The sequence below is a fragment of the Longicatena caecimuris genome, from assembly GCF_018406465.1.
Taxonomy (GTDB): domain Bacteria; phylum Bacillota_I; class Bacilli_A; order Erysipelotrichales; family Erysipelotrichaceae; genus Longicatena; species Longicatena caecimuris.
In genome coordinates this window covers 2,278,739-2,300,021 of sequence record NZ_AP024510.1, presented here as the reverse complement: position 1 = coordinate 2,300,021, position 21,283 = coordinate 2,278,739, and the positions used below count along the sequence as shown (strand labels likewise).

Sequence of the window (21,283 nt, the reverse complement as noted above, 5' to 3'; positions counted from 1 at the left end):
AAATGAAAAATAAATGGTTAAAGCGAGTCCTGACAACCATGGTTGCCATAGGGATGGTACTCATGACACAAACAAGCAATGTTTCTGCTGAAATCAGTGCAGACAGTAAGGTTCAAGTAACCATAACTGGTGTTGAAAATGGTACCGAATTGTCAATGTATAAGATCATTGATATACAGATAGAAAATGGTGCTCCCAAAGCGCCGGTATATACATGGGTGACTGGCGTCCAAAATTGGGTGAAAGACAATTATCCTAGTTATATAGGAGAGAACCATGAGGTGACAACAGAATTCAAGAATTTGCTTGAGGATGTGGAAAAAGCAAAAAGCTTTTATGAAAAAATGGCGGCAGAAATTCATCGCTCACCTTCAACGATCGCGATAACAGCAGCGAAAACGGCTACTGCCAGTGCGCCTTCTGTTACGTTAACGGATATTGGCTTGGGATATTATCTGATTTGCGCAAAACATGGTGTAGAACAGGTTTATACACCTACAGGTTTCAATATAGCACCAGTCGAAGAGGAAGGGACATGGAGTGTGAATGATCAAACGGTTACTATGAAATCTTCAACTCCGACAATTGTTAAAACGGTTATTGATCCAACGGATACGACGGTAGCTATTACAGATAGCGTCTGCTATCAGCTGACAGCTCAAATTCCGACATATCCAGAAGATGCCAGTGCTATCACTTTTGCAATCGGTGATAAATTATCAGAAGGATTGACTTTAAAGCCGGATACGATTGCCGTGAAGGAGGCTAGTGGAAAAGAAATAGCCGCAACCAATTACGACGTTAAGAAAGATCCTGGAAAAACGGCTAAGCTAACTGATTATACATTTGAAATAGTATTCAAAGAAGCTTATATAAAAGCGAATCCTATGTTAAACGTACAGGTTACTTATGATGCTGAGGTTAATGATAAAGCCTTAACGATGGACGCATTAAAGAATATTGCCTATATTGGATATAATCACGATCCTTATGATACACAATCTTATAAAGAAAAAACGACAGAAAAATTGGTATATACTTATGGGATTAAGGTATTGAAGGTCGGCGAAAGCGGAACTGATATTTTAAAGAATGCAGAATTTACGTTATCTAAAGATGGTACTTCATTGAAGTTTAAAAAAGCAACAGATGGTTCTTATGTTATCAATCCAAAGGGGGATACTGTTTTAACAGTAGGAACTGATGGGCATTTTACGATACAGGGTATAGATGAAGGAAGTTATGTCTTAAAAGAAACAAAGGTTCCGGATGGTGGCTATGTATTACCGAATGGAGATATAACGATAGCGTTAAAAGATAAAAATGGGAATGGAAGTTTAGAACAAGATGAGGTAACATTAACAACAAAAGGGACTTATGAATTAGAAGGAACCGTGGAACTAGAAACGAATAAAGTAGTAATGAAAGTAAAAAACAGCAAAGCAAAAGATATGCAACTGCCAATTACAGGGGGAGCTGGAACCGTATTGTTTAGCATAGTCGGAATTGTCTTTATGCTTGGTGGTGTCCTTGTGATTGTAAGAAATAGCAAGCGACATGCATAAGAAAAGAAAATGGTCGGCCTTCCTGGTACCTGTGCTATTTATAGCGATAGGTGCCGGGATTTTCCTTTATCCTCATATCAGTAACTGGTATATGGAAGAGCAGCAAAAAAAAGTGATTCATCAATATCAGACAAGCATAGCTCGTGAGAAACAAGAGGACATACAGAAGTTATGGAAAGCCGCTATTACATATAATGAAAATCTTTCCGGTGACCCGGTACATGACCCTTTTGTGAAAGGTAGCGGCTATGTGCTTCCAAAGGATTATGAAGAAGTTTTAAATGTCAATCATGACGGTGTGATGGGCCATTTAACTATCGGTAAAATCAATGTATCTTTACCTATCTATCATGGTTGTGGTGAAGAGGCCTTGAAAAAAGGGGCTGGACATTTGGAAGGAACCTCACTACCGATTGGAAGAAATAGCCAGCATGCAATTTTATGTGCTCATCGAGGTTTACCAAGTGCATTACTGTTTACTAAGTTGAATGAGTTGGAAAAAGGGGATTCCTTTCGCATAACGGTATTAGATAAAACTTTTTTCTATGAAGTAGATGAGATACGCGTAGTAAAACCCAAAGAAGTCGAAAAATTGCGCATCATAAAAGGTAAGGACTATGTAACTTTAATGACATGTACACCATATGGAATAAATACGCATCGCTTGTTAGTAAGAGGCAAACGCGTACAAGCCATCCATGAAGTGGATGTGACATCGCAAGAAAAAGAGAAAACGGAAAACCTATGGATAATAGGTGGAGGCATCATCATATTGCTTAGTTTGGTATGCGTTTTAAAATTGAGAAAGAAGGCAAAGCATGAACAAGGGACGTAACTATCTACTTGCCGCAATCATGGTAGTAGGAGGACTGCTTATTTGTCTGTATCCCAATATTCAAACACAGCTGCGTAAACATCAGATAGCTCAGGTCATTCAACAATTTGAAAATGACAGTGTTACAGATAGGGAAGAATGGTATCAAAAGATGGTTAGATATAATAAGCGATTATGTCAAGAAGGTCAAATAGGTGTGCAGGATGCATGGAAGAGTAAGACGAATCGTACAGATGAAACGGTAATTGGTATTATGCGAATACCAAAGATGCAGCTAAATCTTCCTATATATCATGGAGCAAGTGAAGAGCATTTACGGAAAGGGTTAGCATTACTTAACAATACAAGTATGCCCTTAGGCCAAGCTTCCGCAAACAGTGTGATTGCAGGGCATCGAGGCGGATATGAAGGGGAAGCGATGTTCAAAGATATTGAAAAATTAGTAAAGGGAGATCGTATTTATATAAGAAATCATTGGGAAACCTTGCAATATGTCGTTATGAAGACAGAAATCATCGAACCTAATGAAATCGAGAAAGTATGGATTCAGGAAGGCAAGGATATGATTACTTTGATTACCTGCCACCCATATCCGACCAATAAACAGCGCTATCTTGTTTATGCACAACGGGCTAGCAAGGATCATGAAGAAACAAAAACGCCTACTACAAAACAACCAGCAAGTACGGCATCACAAAAACGAATCGAGAAGGAACGCTTATGGAATCGCTTGGCTATCGGAATGGGTTTTGGTATCTGTATTTTCCTTGGTTTTTCTTTCTTGCATTACAAACGGAAGCATCGCTAAAAGATAGATACCATCTGCATAACCTGAATAATTTCAGGCGTTTGGTGTATGCATACATTGCGTCTTCATAATGCATTGAAAATAGTGCTTCATATATTTTCAGAAAATATTGTAATAAAAATGAAATTAAACCTATACTGTTGTTTCAAAAAATGGTAAAATAGTGGCTGTAAGGAAGGAGCAATGCATATGAAAATAGGAATTGTAGGATATGGCAACCTTGGAAAAGGTGTCGAATGTGCAGTTACAAACAGCAAGGATATGGAGCTTATCGGTGTTTTTACGCGTAGAGAGCCATCAACATTAAAGACATTGACCCAAGCACCAGTCTATTCCATGGATTGCATATATGAGAAAAAGGATGAAATTGATGTTTTAATCTTATGTGGAGGCAGTGCTAACGATTTGCCTAAACAAACCGCTGAACTGGCTAAACATTTTAATGTCATTGATAGTTTTGATACACATGCAAACATACCGGAACATTTTGCTATGGTGAATTCAGCAAGTATGGAAGGCAAGCATATCAGTATAATTTCTGTTGGCTGGGATCCGGGCTTATTTTCATTAAATCGTTTGTATGGACAGGCGATTTTGCCACATGGCCATGATTATACCTTCTGGGGGAAAGGGGTATCTCAGGGACATTCTGATGCGATACGACGCATAGAAGGTGTACAAGATGCCCGACAATATACGATTCCTGTAGAAGGAGCAATGGAAAAAGTACGCAATGGTGAGCATCCGGTGTTGAGCGCTCGTGAAAAACATACACGGGAATGTTTTGTCGTGGCCAAAGAAGGTGCAGATCTTGCGCGTATTGAAGAGGAAATCAAAACGATGCCCAATTACTTTGCGGATTATGATACGACCGTGCATTTTATCACACAGGAAGAATTGAATGCGCATCATAAAGGCATTCCACATGGCGGAGTTGTCTTACGCAGTGGTACCACAGGATTGCACGATGAGCATAAACATGTGATAGAGTATAAACTAACGTTAGATTCAAATCCAGAATTCACGTCAAGTGTGTTAACCGCATATGCCAGAGCAGCCTATCGTTTAGCCCAAGAGGGACAATACGGCTGTAAAACAGTATTTGATATTGCGCCAGCCTATTTGCATGAGGCAAGTGGTGAAGAATTACGAAAAAAGCTATTATGATCTTACACAGGATAGAAGAATTCTATCCTTTTCTTCTGCATGTGCTTTTAAAGTCATAAGAATTGGCATAGTAAATTAGTGTGTGTCTTTCAAGAAAGGCAGTATGAAGAAGATAAATTTTTATATTTCTGTGAAGATGTAAGCATTCCCATGAAAAAATTATATTTTCTATATTCATTCATGAAAAAATAAGGTAAAATATACACGTATTACAAAAAGAGAGAGTTTAATTGGAGGTAATTATGAGTGGTTTTTTTGGTGTAGCATCGAAAGAAGACTGTGTATTAGATGTATTTTTTGGCGTTGATTACCATTCCCATCTGGGAACAAGACGTGGTGGAATGGCGATTCACGGTGATAAAGGTTTTGGAAGAGCAATCCATAACATAGAGAATTCACCATTTCGTACAAAGTTTGAGAAAGATATTGAAGAATTCAGTGGGAATATCGGCATTGGCTGTATTTCTGATAACGAAGCGCAGCCATTATTGGTAAAATCACATTTAGGTTCCTTTGCGATTACCACGATCGGACGTATCAACAATGTCCAGGAGTTGCAAGATTTGTGTTTTGAAAAAGGGGTTACGCATTTCTTAGAAATGAGCACAGGAGAAGTGAATCCTACCGAACTTGTGGCATCTCTTATCAATCATAAAGATACGATCGTCGAAGGTCTGCGATATGTACAAGATGTTGTAAAAGGCAGTATGAGCATTCTGTTAATGACTTCAGAAGGTATTTATGCCGCTAGAGATCGTGTAGGAAGAACTCCGATTGTCATTGGTGAAAAAGAAACAGGTTTTTGTGCAACCTTTGAAAGTAGTGCCTTCCTTAACTTAGGGTATCATCATTATCGTGATTTAGGTCCCGGGGAAATCGTTTTTATCACGCCTCAGCGTATTGAAGTAAAACAGAAACCATTGGAAAAGATGAAAATTTGTAGTTTCTTATGGGTATATTATGGTTATCCTACCTCTACGTATGAAGGTGTCAATGTAGAGTGTATGCGTAATCGCTGTGGCGAACTGTTGGCAAATCGTGATGATGTAGAAGTTGACAGTGTAGCAGGTGTTCCTGATTCAGGGATTGCTCATGCCGTGGGCTATGCCAATGCATCAGGTGTACCATTTGCACGTCCATTCATTAAATATACGCCAACCTGGCCACGTTCCTTCATGCCGACCAGTCAGAAACAGCGCTCAATGATAGCGAAGATGAAACTGATTCCGGTACAAGAAAAAATCAAAGATAAACGTCTGCTTTTGATAGATGATTCCATTGTTCGAGGTACACAGTTAGGTGAAACGACTGAGTTCTTGTATGAAAGTGGCGCAAAAGAAGTTCATGTTAGACCTGCATGTCCACCGATTATCTTTGGCTGTAAATATCTCAACTTCTCACGTTCTAAATCCGAGATGGATCTGATTACCCGTCGGGTGATTCGCAAACTGGAGGGTGACGATGTTTCTGATGAGGTATTAGCAGAATATGCCAATCCAGACAGTGATCGTTATAAAAAGATGTGTAGCGAAATCTGTCAACGTTCTAATTTCACATCATTGCGCTATCATCGCATTGACGATATGGTAAAGGCAATCGGTTTGGATAAATGTCAGCTATGTACCTATTGTTTTGATGGTGTAGAAGATGATAATGGAAAAGATGGCGAAGGCAAAGAATAAAGTTAAGGGCTGTGCAGATGCATAGCCTTTCTTCATCTTCACATCAATGTGTACCCAAAAGGAGCATAATGTATAAACTTTGTTTTCGGTTTTTAAAGGAAATGATATAATAGCTTGGGAATCATAAAGCAGTTTTAGAAATGTGCAGATGACACAAAAAAATAGTTTAAAAACCGTACAACTAGATCGAGGGATACCATGCATAAAGAAGAGAAAAATGTCCTGTATGTGATCAATTCAGCATACCGATATTACAGAATATAGAACACTGCAAGATGTAGCAGATAATGGGAAAAGATGATGAGGAGGTATTTAGATGGACAAACAGGAAAAAGATAACAACATGCATATTTGTGCAGGTCTGTTGGCTCATGTGGATGCCGGAAAAACAACGCTTAGTGAGGCAATGTTATATCGCAGTGGAAGCATACGAAACTTAGGCCGCGTAGATCATCAAAATGCATTTCTTGATTATGATGAGCTAGAAAGAAATCGGGGTATTACCATATATGCGAAACAGGCAGCTTTGCATTGGAAACAGCTTCATATGAATTTTGTGGATACACCTGGACATGTCGATTTCAGTGCGGAAATGGAGAGGACTTTAGCAATTTTAGATTATGCTATTTTGATTATCAGTGGCAGTGATGGGGTACAGGCCCATACGGAAACGATATGGCAGCTATTAAAGGCCCATCAGATACCTACTTTTGTATTTGTGAATAAAATGGATATTTCTTATCATAGTAAAGAAGAACTATTAAAAGAAATGAATCAGAAGTTAGATAGCCGTTGTATTGATTTCATGCAAGAGGATGCTAGTTTGATGGAAGATGTGTCGATGTGTGATGACGCATTAATGGAAGCGTATCTGACACAGGGAGTTCTTGAAAAAGATGCGATAAAGACAGCGATTGCGCAAAGAAAGGTGTTTCCCTGTTATTTTGGATCGGCATTAAAATTGGATGGTATTGATGCCTTTTTAGATGGTTTAAAAACATGGATCAAGCCAAAACAATATGGCGATACGTTTGGAGCCCGCATTTATAAAATCAGTCATGATGAACAAGGAAATCGGCTTGCCCATGTAAAAGTAAGTGGTGGTGTCCTGAAAGCGAAAATGAAGATCAGTGATACAGAAAAAGTAGATCAATTACGGCGGTATAGTGGCAATCGCTTTGAGGTGATTCAGGAAGCATTGCCTGGTGAAATCTGTGTTATCAAAGGGATACGTCAGCTGCAGGCAGGAGATGGTTTGGGCTTTGAGGAACATCATACAGAAGTGGAAAGTGTAGCCGCAATGAATTATCGAATGGTTTTACCTGCGAATACGGATGCTTTTGCGACGATGCGTAAATTAATTCCCTTAATGGAAGAAGATCCACAGTTACATATTACTTATTCAGAGATGAAAAAAGAAATACGTGTACAGCTAATGGGTGAAGTGCAGATGGAAATACTGAAATACACGATTGCACAGCGTTTGGGTCTTTCAGTAACGTTTGATGAAGGCATGGTGAATTATAAGGAAACGATAGAACAGGAAGTTGAAGGAGTCGGTCATTATGAACCATTGCGTCATTACGCGGAAGTTCATTTACTATTGGAACCACTTGCACCAGGCAGTGGTATCCAAGTAGATAGTATTGCTCCATTAGATAAATTGGATCGGCACTGGCAGCGACTTATTTTAAATCATATACAAGAAAAAGAACATCTCGGAGTATTGAGTGGATCACCAATAACAGATATGAAAATCACTTTATTATGTGGAAAAGCACATCTGAAACATACGGAAGGCGGTGATTTTCGGCAGGCGACATATCGTGCGATACGTCAAGGACTAATGAAAGCAAAAAGCGTTCTTTTAGAACCATATTATCGCTTTCATGCAGAAGTGACAGCGATGCATCTCAGCCGTCTCATCTATGATCTAGAGTCTATGAAGGCGCATTTTTCTATTTTGTCACAAGATGAGGATCTATGTATTTTAGAAGGGGAAGCTCCTGTTGCATGTATGCAATCTTACCAACTTGAATTGCGATCGTATACTGGCGGAAAAGGAAAATTAAGCTGTTTTCTGGATGGCTATCGTCCATGTCAACAGGCCGCTGATGTGATTTCACAAATTGGTTATGATGCACAACGTGATTTGGATAATCCATCCTCTTCCATATTCTGTATGCATGGCAGTGGCTATCAGGTATCATGGGATAAAGTAGAAGACTATATGCATTTACCATTACGTAGGCAATCTCCTTCTGAAACAAGTTTCAAACATGAAAATACAAAGGTTGATGAGAAAGAATTACAGCGTGTTTTTGAAAGTATTTATGGAAAGCCAAAGGATAAAAAACAACCGAAAAGGAAACCAGGGAAAGAAATACCTGCTACGGAAATCAAGACTCTGAAAATCTTACCAGAATGTCTATTGGTCGATGGTTATAATATTATTTATGACTGGGACGAATTGCGTGCATTGGCAAAAGATCAGATGGATGCGGCAAGAGATCGCTTGATTGATAAATTGAATAATTATCAGGGATATCGCAAATGTGAGGTAATCCTTGTCTTTGATGCGTATCGCGTGAAGCAATCAGCACAGACAATCAGAAAGCACGGAAATATACATGTTGTGTATACGAAAACTTCACAGACAGCGGATAACTACATCGAGATGGCTACACATAAGTTGGCAAAGGAGTATCGTGTCCGTGTCGCAACAAGTGATGGTTTGGAACAGCTAATTGTTATCGGTCAGGGAGCACAAAGAATTTCTGCCAGAGAATTTCAAAAAGAGGTCGAGGAACATCATCGAATTTCTTCACAAGAATATAAGCAACAACCCGTTTTCCGTCATCAAGCATTGACGGCTTTAAGGGAACAAAAAGATGTGAAAAAAGATAAGTAATGTATACCCTTACACATAATTTCTGGAAATATTTGTAAAAAAATTATCTATAAAAATGACATAAATATCTTAAAGTTTACATAAAGAAGAAAATATGCAAAAAAATACGAAAACTTTTAAAATTATTAGCAGAAAATAGAACATTATTTAGAATTTTATGATAGAATTATAGAGGATTTAGAAATACAAATGAGAAAGCAATTTGTGCAAGGAGCAGGACTATGAGATATCAATTTTCATGTAAGAACGTAAAAGACAAAAAGCAGTATTGGGAAGATTTTAAAAAGCAGTTAAAACCTGGGGATGAAATTAGTTTTAAAAAAATTGAACGTTTTGGATTTGGACTTTTAGACTTACAGGATAAGCTTACATTCTGTAAAGAGAACAACATTTCACTGTATGATGAATCTTATGGATTGACATTGAACAGTGAACGGGAATTAGCGATGTTTTACTTCACCTTATCATTGAAGAATGAAGATCATCGAGAAAAACAATTGCGCGGAATTAAAGATGCATTGCGCTTAAAAGAAGAAGGAAAAGGCGCATATGGTCGTCCGATTGCAGAGCTTCCAAAAGACTTTGAAGAAAAAATTATAACTTTAAAACGTGAGCATCGTCCGTTAGAGGCTTATCGGAAAGCTACGGGAATGAAAAAATCAACATTCTATAAATATGCCAAAATAATTCTTAGCAAATATCAGGATGATGATGAAGATGACGATTAAAAAACTGATGGAGACTCATCAGTTTTTTCATTTAAGTTCTTGAGTAACACCTCATTTAAATAATTTTATGTGTAAAGAATGATTAAGCCATGATTCCATTTGCTAATAGGCACGTAAGGAGGGATATGCAGATGATGATTTGCATTGCACCAGCGAAACGCATGCGCAATGATATCGCTTATTTAGACGCCCAGGGAACACCTAAGTTGCTAAAGGAAACCAAGCAATTGGCGAAGATTATGCAACAGCAGGATGTTAGTGCTTTACGTCATATTCTTTCCTGTAGTGAACGTATCGCCCAAGAAGCATATCAGATATTCCAAACTATGCAGTTAACACAAAATGTTGTACCGGCCCTGTTAGCCTATGATGGCATTCAATACACGTATATGGCACCGGATATCTTCAGTGATGAACAATTTGCCTATGTGCAAAAGCATTTGCGTATCTTATCTGGTTTTTATGGTGTCTTAAAACCACTGGATGGTGTAGTGCCTTATCGTCTGGAAATTAACAGTCTTTTACGTACAGACACCTTTTGCAATCTCTATGCCTTTTGGCAAGATAAGCTCTATCGTGAACTTATCCAAGAATCCTCTGTCATCGTTGATCTGGCAAGTGCGCAATATAGCCGTTGTATCACACGCTACAAACGTGATGCTATACGGTATGTGAAATGTCGCTTCATGGAAGAAACGAAGGATACTTTAAAAGAAAAAGGTGTCTATGTCAAAATGGCAAGAGGCGAAATGGTGCGTTATATGGCAGAGCACCAGATTACCGATATCGAGGATATCAAGCAGTTTCAAGGTCTTGGCTATCGTTTTCAAGAAGCCTTATCCAGTAGTGAAGAATTTATTTTTACCAGAGCATTTCCCAGGAAAAAATAAAGAGGATTTATAAGATGAGAGTTTTAATATTAGGTCCTCTCATATGTTTACTCGTACTTCTTAGCGTCTTCAAATAAAACAGGATAACATCAAGATGTAAAGACAATTTAGGATATGCCTTAACATATAAGAAAAGAAGGAAACAGATATACCATTTCCTTCTATTTTTATTATCTTTCTTCCCTATGTGTTTTGTAACAGTATTGATCGTTTCCTTATCAATACCATCCCACCTGCATGTGGAAGATCTATGCTTCTTTCATGGAATCAAGGATGCTTTCTACTAAATTATCAACTTCATTTGCATTGTTGTCATTTAAGGCAGAAATCATATTGACTTCACTGTTAAGAATGCTCATCTGTTTCATCTCTTCATCCAAGAATTCTTTCATCAAAGAACCGGATTTTGGTGCCCAAGAACCATTTTCAATGATACCTACGGTACGCTTCTGTAGATTTAATGCCTTCATATGCATCAGATAATCATGCATTACCGGATAAATACCTAGATTATAGGTAACACTTGCTAAAACGATATGACTATATTTAAAGGTTTCACTGATGAGGTAGGATACATGGGTATTTGATACATCATATAAGGCAATGTTGGTCATGCCTTTTTCTGCCAGTTTCGCAGCTAATACCTGAGCAGCACTTTCAGTATTTCCATACATAGACGCATAAGCAATCATCACACCGCATGTTTCTGGTTCATAACGACTCCATTTATCATATTTATCCAATAGATAGCCAAAGTCATTGCGCCATACCGGTCCATGTAGCGGACAGATATAGTGGATATCCAAGGTGGAGGCTTTCTTTAACAAGGCTTGTACATGTGGACCGTATTTACCAACGATGTTGGTATAATAGCGACGAGCATCATCAATCCAATCACGGTCAAAGTTCACTTCATCATTAAACAGTTTGCCATCTAAGGCACCAAAGGAGCCAAAGGCATCGGCAGAGAAGAGAATGCCATCGGTTGTATCAAAGCTAACCATTGCTTCCGGCCAATGGACCATAGGAGCTTCCACGAAGACGATGTTATGTTTACCGAAGCGAAAGGAATCGCCTTCTTTCACAGTCATGGTCTTATCATCAACATCAAAGCCAAACTGATGCATCAACATGATACTTTTCTCTGTGGAAATGATGGTAACATTTGGATAACGCAACAAGATTTCTTCAATGCTGGCACCATGATCAGGTTCCATATGATTAATTACCAAATAATCTAAGTCACGGCCATCTAATACATGTTCCACATTTTCTAAGAACTGACGGCAGATGGACCAATCTACGGTATCAAAGAGAACGGTTTTTTCATCCAGCAGCAAATAGGAGTTATAGGATACGCCGCGAGGAATCGGATGAATATTTTCAAATAGTGCTAAGCGATGGTCATTACCGCCTACCCAATACAGATCATCTACAACTTTTCTTACACAATACATACGTCTTTTTCCTCCTATTCAATCTCGATGAAGTTTTCTTTTTCTTCACCGCATTCTGGACAAATCCATTCTTCTGGTAGTTTATCAAAGGTTGTTCCTGCAGGTACATCACTTGCCGGATCGCCGATTTCCATATCATATTCATAGCCGCAGCCACTGCAGATATAGCGTTTATAAGAAGGTCCTTCTTTCTTGATAAATGGACGTTTCATCTTCTTCATTGGTGGAGCCGGCTGTTTTACACCCGTATCCAAAGCTTCCGCTAACAAAGGTAAGATTTCCATCAAATCACCTACAATACCATAATCGGCATTCTTAAAGATTGGAGCGTTTGGATTGTTGTTGATGGCAACGATGGTTGTCGCATCCTTAATACCTTTTAAATGCTGACCGGCACCGCTAATACCACAAGCTACATATAGATTGCCGCTAAACTTCTGTCCACTCATACCAACATAGCGATTTAATGGCACATATTTCAAAGTTTCCGCAACCGGACGAGATGAACCAATCGCAGCACCTAGTGATTTAGCAGCTTCTTCAATTAATTTCATGTTTTCTTTTGCCCCAATACCTTTGCCGGCACTGATCACACGTTCCGCATCGACGATTGGAGTATCCATCGCAATACCTACACTGAAATCATAACCATCTTTCTTCAATGCTTCAACTAGTTTTGCGACTTGTTCTTTTGGTGTGCCATCACGGAAGATCATTTTCTTACGTTCACCGGTAATGGATGTTTTTTTCCGTTTTGCCTTACCATCTTTTTTCATCTTACCGATGATATGGGACGCAATAACAACACGCTGAATCTCATTGGTACCTTCATAGATTGTACAGATTTTCGCATCACGATAAGCACGTTCGACTTCCATACCCTTTAAATAGCCACTTCCGCCAAAGATCTGTAAAGCATCATTGACAACCTCTAAGCAGATGTCTGAGGTATATTGTTTAGCCATAGCACTCTCCATGCCATAAGGTTCATGGGCTTCTTTTAATTCAGCAGCACTGTAAACAAGGAATCTAGCACAGCGTAATTTGGTTGCCATATCAGCTAGTTTAAAGGAAATTGCCTGTTGTTGGGCAATTGGTTTGCCAAACTGAATACGCTCTTTTGCATATTCTAAAGCATGTTCATAAGCACCCTGAGCAATACCTAATGCCTGTGCAGCAATTCCGATACGACCGCCATCAAGCGTAGCCATTGCAATCTTAAAGCCTTGTCCTTCTTTACCTAACAGGTTTTCTTTTGGTACTTTTACATTATTAAAGATTAATTCCGCAGTGGAAGAAGAGCGAATGCCCATCTTATCGTAATGATCTCCAAAGGTGAAGCCTTCCCATCCTTTTTCAACGATGAAAGCAGAGATACCATGTGTTCCGGCATCCGGATTTGTTGAGGCAAAGACAACATACGTATCAGCTACCGGCGCATTGGTAATAAAGATTTTACCACCGTTTAAGATATAATGATCACCCTCTAATACTGCCGTTGTTTCTGTTCCACCTGCATCACTACCGGCATTTGGTTCTGTTAACCCAAAAGCACCAAGTTTTTCACCCTTTGCTAAAGGTGTTAAATATTTCTGTTTTTGTTCTTCATTACCAAACGCAAAAATTGGATAGCTTCCTAAAGATACATGTGCTGATAAGATGACACCGGTTCCTCCATCAACTCTGGATAATTCTTCTACTGCAATCGCATAGCTTAAGACATCTGCTCCTGCACCGCCATATTCTTTGGGATAAGGCAAACCCATCATTCCCATGTCGGCAAATTTGGCAATTGCTTCGCTAGGGAATTCATTTTCCTTATCTAGCAAAAAGGCAATTGGCTTTACTTCGCTTTCCGCAAATTCGCGTACTTTTTTCCGTAGGTCTTCTTGTTTCTTGGTTGTTTGAAAAAGCATGTACATTTCCTCCTTATTTACACAATGCCAGTCATGAAGAGCTTCATGAGCAACCATAGGTTGAGAATTACATTTAATTAAAATTAAGAATTAAAATGAAATGTATTCTCACTTTCTGGTTATACAATATCAGAATGTAAGCGCTTTGTATAGCGATATGCACCAGCGAATTTTTCTTATGACAAAGTATGAAGATTTGGTGGTATTAGAATGCTGCTATTAAATTCTTATTAGGTAAGGCAGTGTTCATTTTATAACCGATAGATCGTTTTACTACTTGAATGAAAGTATAAGAACAATTACCACACAGGAACGAATAACCGATTCCCTATGAAAGTAGGAGAGCAATTATCCAAACAGGAGCTAACCATATGAAAGTATGAGAACAATTACCATTACAGGCACCAGTTGACCATTTTTTAAAAGCATCGTTTCTTTTTTGTTCAGGCGAATGCAACAGCGAGTTAACAGGCAGAATAATTGACAGTGAGGAATTAGTTTCGTATTCTATAACCGATGAAACAGGAGGATTCCTATGTTAGAAAGAAACGGTGTAGTATATTATATTCTTGGCTCACATATTCAATGCGGTAAAGTGAGCGATATCAAAATAGAGAAGGGAGAGCTTTTTTTTCTGATTGATACGTATGTCCTATGCGATGAGGATAATTGGATCGCTGAGGAAGAAATTGGCAAGAGTGTGTTTTTTACGGAAGTAGAAGCGCAACAACATTATGGAAGTGGTCATAGCTTGCCTACCTGTTGTTGTGGATGAGGAAGATGATGAAGGTGAATGAAAAGTAGAAGGGTTGATAAGTAGAAGGGTTGATAAGTAGAAGGGTTGATAAGTAGTTGGGAAAAGAAAAAGTCCTAAAAGATGAACGTAAAGATGAAGATGAAAATAAAGAATTTGTTGTTATGCAGGGAGGAAACGGTAGCTTAGGCAAAAGGAAGAAAACGGTATGAGAAACTTGCATGATATAGAATGAGCGATAGCGTAAAAAAGATTTCTGATAAGAAAAAGGTTTTTGGTCGTAAGAAAGCAATTTAACTAATCTAGGATGTGAAAGAATTGTGACATGAGTTTAGCTGGCACGTAAGCTTTCGCTAAAATGTGCTATAATGAAAGCAGTTAAGGAAGTGATGTGCATGGAACAAGAATCCTTGTTTTATCAGGATTTACAAGATCCTTTGGCAAGTCGATTACGACCACAGAGCTTAGAAGATTATGTAGGGCAAAAACATCTGATTGGTAAAGGAAAGGTCCTATGGAATCTAATTGAAAAAGATCAAGTAACCAGTATGATTTTCTGGGGTCCACCCGGTGTTGGTAAGACAACTTTGGCTAGGATCATCGCTCATAAGACACAATCCCGCTTTATTGATTTTAGTGCTGTCACAAGTGGCATACGAGAAATCAAACAAGTCATGAAAGAAGCAAGTGATGCCAGAGCGTTTGGAAAACGAACTATTTTATTCGTAGATGAGATTCATCGTTTTAACAAGGCACAACAGGATGCTTTTTTACCTTATGTGGAAAAAGGCAGCATCATCTTAATTGGAGCGACAACGGAAAACCCTTCCTTTGAGATTAATTCTGCCCTCTTATCGCGATGTAAAGTATTTGTTTTAAAAGGTTTGGAAACCAGTGATTTAGTGGAATTATTACAACATGCGTTACAGGATGAAAAAGGCTTTGGAACTTTAAATGTGCAGATGGAAGATAGCATGTTGGATATGATTGCCCAGTTTGCCAATGGAGATGCCAGAGTCGCTTTGAATACCTTGGAAATGGTCGTATTGAATGCGGAAAAAACAGATGAAGGGTATCTTGTCACAAAAGAAACGCTGGAGCAGTGCATCCATCAAAAATCCTTATTGTATGATAAAAAAGGGGAAGAACATTATAATCTAATCAGCGCTTTGCATAAATCCATGCGCAACAGTGATGTGCAGGCAGCTATTTACTGGCTTGCACGTATGTTAGAGGCTGGAGAAGATCCATTGTATGTGGCAAGAAGATTGGTACGCTTTGCCAGTGAGGATGTTGGTATGGCTGATAGTCGGGCACTAGAAATCTGTGTGGCGGCATATCAGGCATGTCATTTTATCGGGATGCCTGAATGCAGTGTACATCTGACACATGCTGTTACTTATTTATCCTTAGCACCTAAAAGCAATGCTTTATATATGGCTTATGAACATGCGAAAGAAGATGCTTTAAAGATGATTAGTGAACCAGTACCACTACAAATTCGCAATGCGCCGACTAAATTAATGAAGGAACTTCATTATGGGGAAGGATACCAGTATGCGCATGATTATGAGGATAAGCTGACAACCATGCAATGTTTGCCACCTACTTTACAGGGAACGATTTATTATGAACCCACCATGCAAGGTTCTGAGAGTAAGGTCACTGCACGTATGAAGCAGATTGAGGAATGGCGCAAGAAGCATAAGTAATATATAAAAAATATGGCATAAAAAGGAAGAATAGGTCATTTTCTGCATGAAAAAGGGAAATCATTAATATGTTCTTTCCGTTAGAAACATGCTATACTTGTGTTAGTTAAAGATAACATCATAAAGACACTGTGTATGGTTTTAAAAATCATGGACATAGTAAAAAAGGAGGACTTGAATATGAATGAGAAAAGAAAATTAGTATTGGTAGGTACCGGCTTTGTCGGTATGAGTATGGCATACAGCTTCTTAAACACTGGCGGTATTGATGAATTGGTTTTGATTGATGTTAATCATGATAAAGCTGTAGGAGAAGCGATGGACTTACAGCATGGACTTCCTTATGCACGTGGAAAAATGACGATCAAAGCTGGTGGTTATGAAGAATGTAAAGATGCAAGCATCGTTGTGATTACAGCCGGTGTTACGATGAAGGAAGGCGAAAGTCGTCTGGATATTGCGGCCAAAGACACGATGATCTTAAAAAGCGTGACTGAAAACATCATGAAATCAGGCTTTGATGGTATTATTGTAGTTGCCAGCAATCCGGTTGACAGCATGACCTATGTTGCTCAAAAAGTAAGTGGTTTACCAAAAGAAAGAGTTATTGGTTCTGGTACGATCTTAGATACTGCCAGATTGCGTTATCTGATGAGTGAATATCTGGATGTATCTTCCAGCAATATTCATGCCTATATTATGGGAGAACATGGAGATTCCAGTTTTGTACCTTGGACAAATGCCTATGTTGGATGTAAGAATTTATTAGATATTCTGGATGAACAAGGTAAAGACTTAAGTGATCTGCATGAAATTTATACACAGGTACAGCAGGCTGGTTATGAAATTATCAAACGGAAACGTTCTACGTATTATGGAATCGGGCTTTCTTTGAATCGTTTGGTGCATGCTATCTTGGACGATGAAAATGTGATCTTAACAATTTCTGCATATCAGGAAGGTGAATATGGCCAGGAAGGCTTATATATTGGTGTTCCTGCTATTATCAACCGCAAAGGTATTCGTGAAATTGTAAAATTAGAATTAAATGAAGTTGATCAGGCAAAATTTGATGCTAGCTGTGAAACATTGCGCAGCATCAACACAGGAACGATTGACCCATTGTTATAATTGATGTGCTCTCTTGGCAAACGTTAGCAGCGTTTGAACGGAGAGCTTTTTCTTTCTTTATGGGAATCTAAAATTTCTTAGTAAAAGGCAAAAAGGACATTCGATAGCTATACACATGCCATCATAAAGGTATAGCGCATAGGGGGGATAAGAAGGCGTGTTACTTTCTCTATAGGAGTAATTTGTGTAAGGATGAAGCATCTCATCTAGTTTCTGATGTCAATTGTAACTTTGCAAGTGTATGGATTTATGCTATGATAACAGCGTTAAAATGGTAAAAGGTTATTGTTAAAAAGCAATGGTAAGGCCTTTTACAATCGTGATAAAGTAGTATGAAAAGGGGTAATCGAAGATGAATAAGGCAATGATTTCGACATGGAAAATGTCGTATGATGGAATGCTGAAGGCAAAAGATATATTGCAGCAGGATGGCTCTGTACAGGCGGCAATCTTAGCTGCTATTCAGGATGTAGAAGCTAGAGAAGAATTTATCTCTGTTGGACATGGCGGTTTGCCGAATGCGCAGGGACATGTGCAGTTGGATAGTGCTTATATGAATGGAAATACGCTTGGTTTTGGTGGTATCATCGAAGTTGAAAATGTTGAAAGTCCAATTGCGGTAGCGGCTAAGCTAAGTGATTATAAAGTAAATTGTTTACTGTCAGGCAAGGGTGCGGAGGCCTTTGCACAAGAAGAAGGTTTTGCTTTTCAAAATCACATGACGCCTCAAAGTAAAAAACGATGGCAAGATAAACAAAAAGAAGACATGGAATTAAAAGCATATGAAGGACATGATACAGTTTGTGTGCTAGGAAAGTGTCAGGATGAGCTAGCAGCAGGAGTATCTACCAGCGGATTGTTTATGAAACATGAAGGACGTGTAGGAGATTCTCCAATCATCGGTTCCGGTTTTTACAGTGATGCCCTGTATGGAAGTGCTGCAGCTACCGGATTGGGAGAAGATATCATGCGTGGATGCTTATCCATTCGCATAGTCGATGCCATGGCAGCAGGTATGTCTGTACAAGCAGCCGTCGATACAGTATTAGATGCACATGTAAAACGCATGCAGATGGCCAATCGTACCTGTGATGCGATCAGTGTGATTGCTATGGATAAGGATGGGAATTGTGGCGCTTCCACAAATATTTCAGAATTTCCATATGTTGTCATTCAAGAAGATGACATCAAGTTAATGGTTGCGACTTATCAAAATGGAAAGCATGACAACTTTGAAGCAGATGCCGCATGGATAAAGCAATATACCGGAGATTAGGTATACATGCGCAAAAAACAGATTTAAAGCTTTTAGGTATGCTGAAAGCTGATTGGAAATGATATAAGCAATAAGAAAAAACGTAGCATGAAAAGATATGATCACTTCTAAGTAGACAACGTAAATAAAGAAAACGTTGTCTATAAAAGAAATGATGTGCTACGTTTTTTTAAACACTTTTTTATATCTTTTTTTCTTTTTGTCATCTTTTCAATCATGAAGGGCTTATTAGAAATCAGTTGAAAGAAATGCTTACATAAACACTATCGATAATAGCTAACCTTTTCAGGATCATACTGATCAATTCTTGTCTTATCTTCTGCACTGTATCCAACAGCAACGACAGCAACAGGCAATAGATGATCTTTTAAATGGAAATACTCTTTAAACTTGCTAATGCGCTCTTTTGAAGGGCCAACAGCACACCAACAAGTGCCAAGGCCTTGATGCACACCTTCAATCAACATATTTTCAATGGCAGCGGCAGCATCTACATACAAATATTCATCGACTGGATTTGCGTTGCGATCTCCCATAACGAGAATCGCACAATAGGCTTCTTTCATCATCCCGGTATAAGGCTGAAGCTCTGTCATATGATTTAATGTTTCTCTATTCGTGATGACTAGAAAACGCCAGCTCTGTGTGTTTCTGGCCGTTGGTGCATTCATGGCAGCTCTTAACATTTCTTCTAATTTTGCTTGTTCCACTTCACGATTTTGATAATGGCGAATACTAACACGATTAAATAGTTCCTCTAACATAACATGATGCCTCCTTTTCTATCAGTATAGCACAGAAATGAGAAACATGTATCGCGAATGCATGGTTGATGATAGTATCGTATGATAGAGGAGAAAAGCGATGTTGAAAAAAGCAATTGTCATGATGATTCATAGGAAGATTTTGTTTCTTTACTTGTTCACATCATGATGATATTGAATATGCATAATGTATGAAAAAAAGAGTTCCTGTGAAGTGAACCCAATTATTTGGACAAAAAGTAAATAAGCTAAATCAAGTAGTTAATAAGGATTGATTTCTGTATTGTACAGGAGTTAATCCTTTTAATTTGGTTGTTATTCTCTGAGTATTATAATACGTAATATATTCTTCCATGGCAAGTTCTAATTCTTCTAATGTTTTATATTCATATTCATGTCCATAAAACATTTCATTCTTCATCTTACCAAAGAAATTCTCCATAGGAGAGTTATCTAAGCAATTTCCTTTACGTGACATGGATTGAATAATCCCTTTCTCTTCTAGGCTTTTATGATAAACTTCCATTTGATATTGCCATCCTTGATCAGATTGAAAGATTAATCCATTAAGGTTTAGATGTTTGTCAAATGCTTGATCAAGCATGTCCTTTGTTTGTTTAAAATTAGGACTTTTCGATATGCTGTAGGATATGATTTCACGATTATGTAAATCGATGATTGGGGATAAATACAGTTTACCTGCTCCTATATGAAATTCAGAAACATCTGTCGACCATTTCTGATTGCACCGTGTTGTTTCAAAATTTCTCTCATAATAAGTTTTGTGATTTTCTTTATCGATAACTTGTGTAAGCAGTTGGTTTTTTACAGTGCCATTCATATCACCTTTATAAGACTTGTATTTTGCTTTTGGTGTAACGCCATATAAGCCCATCACAGACATCAACCGTTTTACCTTCTTATGATTCATCATAAACCCTTTATTTATCAATTCTAGCGTGATTCTGCGGTATCCATAACGACCTTTATGTGTATAGTAGATATCAATAATAGTGTTCATAACTTTATCGTTCTTCATATCCTTATTGGTCTTAGATAAAGTATAATAATATGTAGATCTTTTCAGTCTTGAAATATGTAGAAGAATACGAATTGGGTATTTACGCTGTAATTCAAAAACAACCGCTACTTTTTCTTTGATTGTTGATTCTTCCTTGCCTGAATTACAGCTCTCAATTTTTTTAAATATTCATTCTCCGCTTCTAAATATAAATTTTTATCTTCAAGATATTTAATCTTTTCCTCTGGTGTCATATCTTTATAATCTTTATTTACAATGTTTTTCTTTGGCATAGTTGGAGGCCTTCCTTTTTTCCTCTCTACTATAACATATCCATTCTCTTTATACGACTTAATCCAATTAAATAATATACCATCTGAAGATAGTCCATACTCAATTGCAGTGGACATAATCGTGTGATGTTGATGTAAGACTTTGTTTATGATTTCTTCTTTTAATAAAGGAGAGTAGTGCCTATTCTTATCTTTCCTTAGAATATCTTCACCATGTTCATCTATTAGTTTTATCATGTAATATATATTACCCTTAAGAACAGAATATTCTTTTGACAATGATTTTAAGTTTTCTCCTTGCTTTCTTCTTTTATATATTTCTATTTTTTGTTCTCTTGTAAGTTTTGACATTTAAAAATGAACCCCTTTCATT

General features: G+C 38.0%; 16 protein-coding genes. 12 read left to right on the top strand and 4 right to left on the bottom strand.

What is annotated here, in order from left to right; translation table 11 throughout:
* Positions 1 to 2 precede the first annotated feature (2 nt).
* The 8 genes from KJS44_RS10805 (at position 3) to yaaA (ending at position 10,586) form a co-directional block, all read left to right on the top strand.
* Positions 3 to 1,565, top strand: a complete 1,563-nt coding sequence (locus tag KJS44_RS10805; protein ID WP_008687382.1) for an isopeptide-forming domain-containing fimbrial protein — start codon at positions 3 to 5, stop codon at positions 1,563 to 1,565.
* Entirely contained in the window at positions 1,558 to 2,400 is an 843-nt protein-coding gene (locus KJS44_RS10800) for a class C sortase (RefSeq protein WP_008687384.1), read from the top strand. Before KJS44_RS10805 ends, KJS44_RS10800 begins: the two co-directional genes overlap by 8 nt.
* Positions 2,384 to 3,208 (top strand): class C sortase, encoded by an 825-nt coding sequence (locus KJS44_RS10795; protein WP_008687385.1) that lies wholly within the window; start codon positions 2,384 to 2,386, stop codon positions 3,206 to 3,208. Before KJS44_RS10800 ends, KJS44_RS10795 begins: the two co-directional genes overlap by 17 nt.
* Positions 3,209 to 3,391: 183 nt before the next feature.
* On the top strand, positions 3,392 to 4,375 hold the full coding sequence (locus tag KJS44_RS10790; protein WP_008979490.1) for a diaminopimelate dehydrogenase: 984 nt from the start codon (positions 3,392 to 3,394) through the stop codon (positions 4,373 to 4,375).
* Between the two features lie 242 nt (positions 4,376 to 4,617).
* On the top strand, positions 4,618 to 6,057 hold the full coding sequence (locus tag KJS44_RS10785; RefSeq protein WP_008687387.1) for an amidophosphoribosyltransferase: 1,440 nt from the start codon (positions 4,618 to 4,620) through the stop codon (positions 6,055 to 6,057).
* Positions 6,058 to 6,373: 316 nt separating this feature from the next.
* Positions 6,374 to 8,968 carry a translation factor GTPase family protein gene (locus KJS44_RS10780; RefSeq protein ID WP_008687388.1) on the top strand — a complete coding sequence of 865 codons (2,595 nt, stop codon included), beginning with the start codon at positions 6,374 to 6,376 and terminating at the stop codon, positions 8,966 to 8,968.
* Positions 8,969 to 9,189: 221 nt separating this feature from the next.
* Complete coding sequence (locus KJS44_RS10775) at positions 9,190 to 9,696, top strand: hypothetical protein (protein WP_008687389.1); 507 nt, start codon at positions 9,190 to 9,192, stop codon at positions 9,694 to 9,696.
* Between the two features lie 131 nt (positions 9,697 to 9,827).
* The gene (gene yaaA / locus KJS44_RS10770) at positions 9,828 to 10,586 is read left to right on the top strand and encodes a peroxide stress protein YaaA (protein WP_008687390.1); all 759 of its coding nucleotides are present in this window, start codon (positions 9,828 to 9,830) and stop codon (positions 10,584 to 10,586) included.
* A 248-nt stretch (positions 10,587 to 10,834) separates the two neighbouring features.
* Here yaaA and KJS44_RS10765 read toward each other — a convergent pair whose 3' ends face one another.
* Positions 10,835 to 12,043 (bottom strand): FprA family A-type flavoprotein, encoded by a 1,209-nt coding sequence (locus KJS44_RS10765; protein WP_008687391.1) that lies wholly within the window; start codon positions 12,041 to 12,043, stop codon positions 10,835 to 10,837.
* A gap of 14 nt (positions 12,044 to 12,057) precedes the next feature.
* Positions 12,058 to 13,959 (bottom strand): acyl-CoA dehydrogenase family protein, encoded by a 1,902-nt coding sequence (locus tag KJS44_RS14825; RefSeq protein WP_008687394.1) that lies wholly within the window; start codon positions 13,957 to 13,959, stop codon positions 12,058 to 12,060.
* A 535-nt stretch (positions 13,960 to 14,494) separates the two neighbouring features.
* Here KJS44_RS14825 and KJS44_RS10755 point away from each other — a divergent pair.
* The 4 genes from KJS44_RS10755 to KJS44_RS10740 all read left to right on the top strand — a co-directional run bounded on the left by KJS44_RS10755 (position 14,495) and on the right by KJS44_RS10740 (position 18,832).
* Complete coding sequence (locus KJS44_RS10755; protein ID WP_008687395.1) at positions 14,495 to 14,734, top strand: hypothetical protein; 240 nt, start codon at positions 14,495 to 14,497, stop codon at positions 14,732 to 14,734.
* 374 nt (positions 14,735 to 15,108) lie between these two features.
* A complete protein-coding gene (locus tag KJS44_RS10750) occupies positions 15,109 to 16,425 on the top strand; it encodes a replication-associated recombination protein A (protein WP_008687397.1) in 1,317 nt (438 codons plus the stop codon).
* Between the two features lie 180 nt (positions 16,426 to 16,605).
* The gene (locus KJS44_RS10745) at positions 16,606 to 17,556 is read left to right on the top strand and encodes an L-lactate dehydrogenase (RefSeq protein ID WP_008687399.1); all 951 of its coding nucleotides are present in this window, start codon (positions 16,606 to 16,608) and stop codon (positions 17,554 to 17,556) included.
* A 352-nt stretch (positions 17,557 to 17,908) separates the two neighbouring features.
* Positions 17,909 to 18,832, top strand: a complete 924-nt coding sequence (locus KJS44_RS10740; protein WP_008687400.1) for an isoaspartyl peptidase/L-asparaginase — start codon at positions 17,909 to 17,911, stop codon at positions 18,830 to 18,832.
* 263 nt (positions 18,833 to 19,095) lie between these two features.
* Here the strand turns inward: KJS44_RS10740 and KJS44_RS10735 are convergent, their stop codons facing one another.
* Positions 19,096 to 19,596, bottom strand: a complete 501-nt coding sequence (locus KJS44_RS10735) for a nitroreductase family protein (protein WP_008687402.1) — start codon at positions 19,594 to 19,596, stop codon at positions 19,096 to 19,098.
* A gap of 253 nt (positions 19,597 to 19,849) precedes the next feature.
* Positions 19,850 to 21,261, bottom strand: a protein-coding gene (locus tag KJS44_RS10730; protein WP_119957509.1) for an IS3 family transposase whose coding sequence is annotated in 2 segments (ribosomal slippage) — positions 19,850 to 20,755 and positions 20,758 to 21,261 — 1,410 coding nt in all. Because the reading frame shifts where the segments join, the coding sequence is not laid out codon by codon here.
* Positions 21,262 to 21,283 lie beyond the last annotated feature (22 nt).

Excerpts from the sequence above, each read along its gene's own strand:
- KJS44_RS10805 (WP_008687382.1), top strand. The coding sequence starts at position 3 with ATGAAAAATAAATGGTTAAAGCGAGTCCTGACAACCATGGTTGCCATA.
- KJS44_RS10780 (WP_008687388.1), top strand. The coding sequence starts at position 6,374 with ATGGACAAACAGGAAAAAGATAACAACATGCATATTTGTGCAGGTCTG.
- KJS44_RS10800 (WP_008687384.1), top strand. The coding sequence starts at position 1,558 with ATGCATAAGAAAAGAAAATGGTCGGCCTTCCTGGTACCTGTGCTATTT.
- KJS44_RS10745 (WP_008687399.1), top strand. The coding sequence starts at position 16,606 with ATGAATGAGAAAAGAAAATTAGTATTGGTAGGTACCGGCTTTGTCGGT.
- KJS44_RS14825 (WP_008687394.1), bottom strand. The coding sequence starts at position 13,959 with ATGCTTTTTCAAACAACCAAGAAACAAGAAGACCTACGGAAAAAAGTA.
- KJS44_RS10765 (WP_008687391.1), bottom strand. The coding sequence starts at position 12,043 with ATGTATTGTGTAAGAAAAGTTGTAGATGATCTGTATTGGGTAGGCGGT.
- KJS44_RS10755 (WP_008687395.1), top strand. The coding sequence starts at position 14,495 with ATGTTAGAAAGAAACGGTGTAGTATATTATATTCTTGGCTCACATATT.
- KJS44_RS10750 (WP_008687397.1), top strand. The coding sequence starts at position 15,109 with ATGGAACAAGAATCCTTGTTTTATCAGGATTTACAAGATCCTTTGGCA.
- KJS44_RS10740 (WP_008687400.1), top strand. The coding sequence starts at position 17,909 with ATGAATAAGGCAATGATTTCGACATGGAAAATGTCGTATGATGGAATG.
- KJS44_RS10735 (WP_008687402.1), bottom strand. The coding sequence starts at position 19,596 with ATGTTAGAGGAACTATTTAATCGTGTTAGTATTCGCCATTATCAAAAT.
- KJS44_RS10775 (WP_008687389.1), top strand. The coding sequence starts at position 9,190 with ATGAGATATCAATTTTCATGTAAGAACGTAAAAGACAAAAAGCAGTAT.
- KJS44_RS10785 (WP_008687387.1), top strand. The coding sequence starts at position 4,618 with ATGAGTGGTTTTTTTGGTGTAGCATCGAAAGAAGACTGTGTATTAGAT.
- yaaA (WP_008687390.1), top strand. The coding sequence starts at position 9,828 with ATGATGATTTGCATTGCACCAGCGAAACGCATGCGCAATGATATCGCT.
- KJS44_RS10795 (WP_008687385.1), top strand. The coding sequence starts at position 2,384 with ATGAACAAGGGACGTAACTATCTACTTGCCGCAATCATGGTAGTAGGA.
- KJS44_RS10790 (WP_008979490.1), top strand. The coding sequence starts at position 3,392 with ATGCATATGAAAATAGGAATTGTAGGATATGGCAACCTTGGAAAAGGT.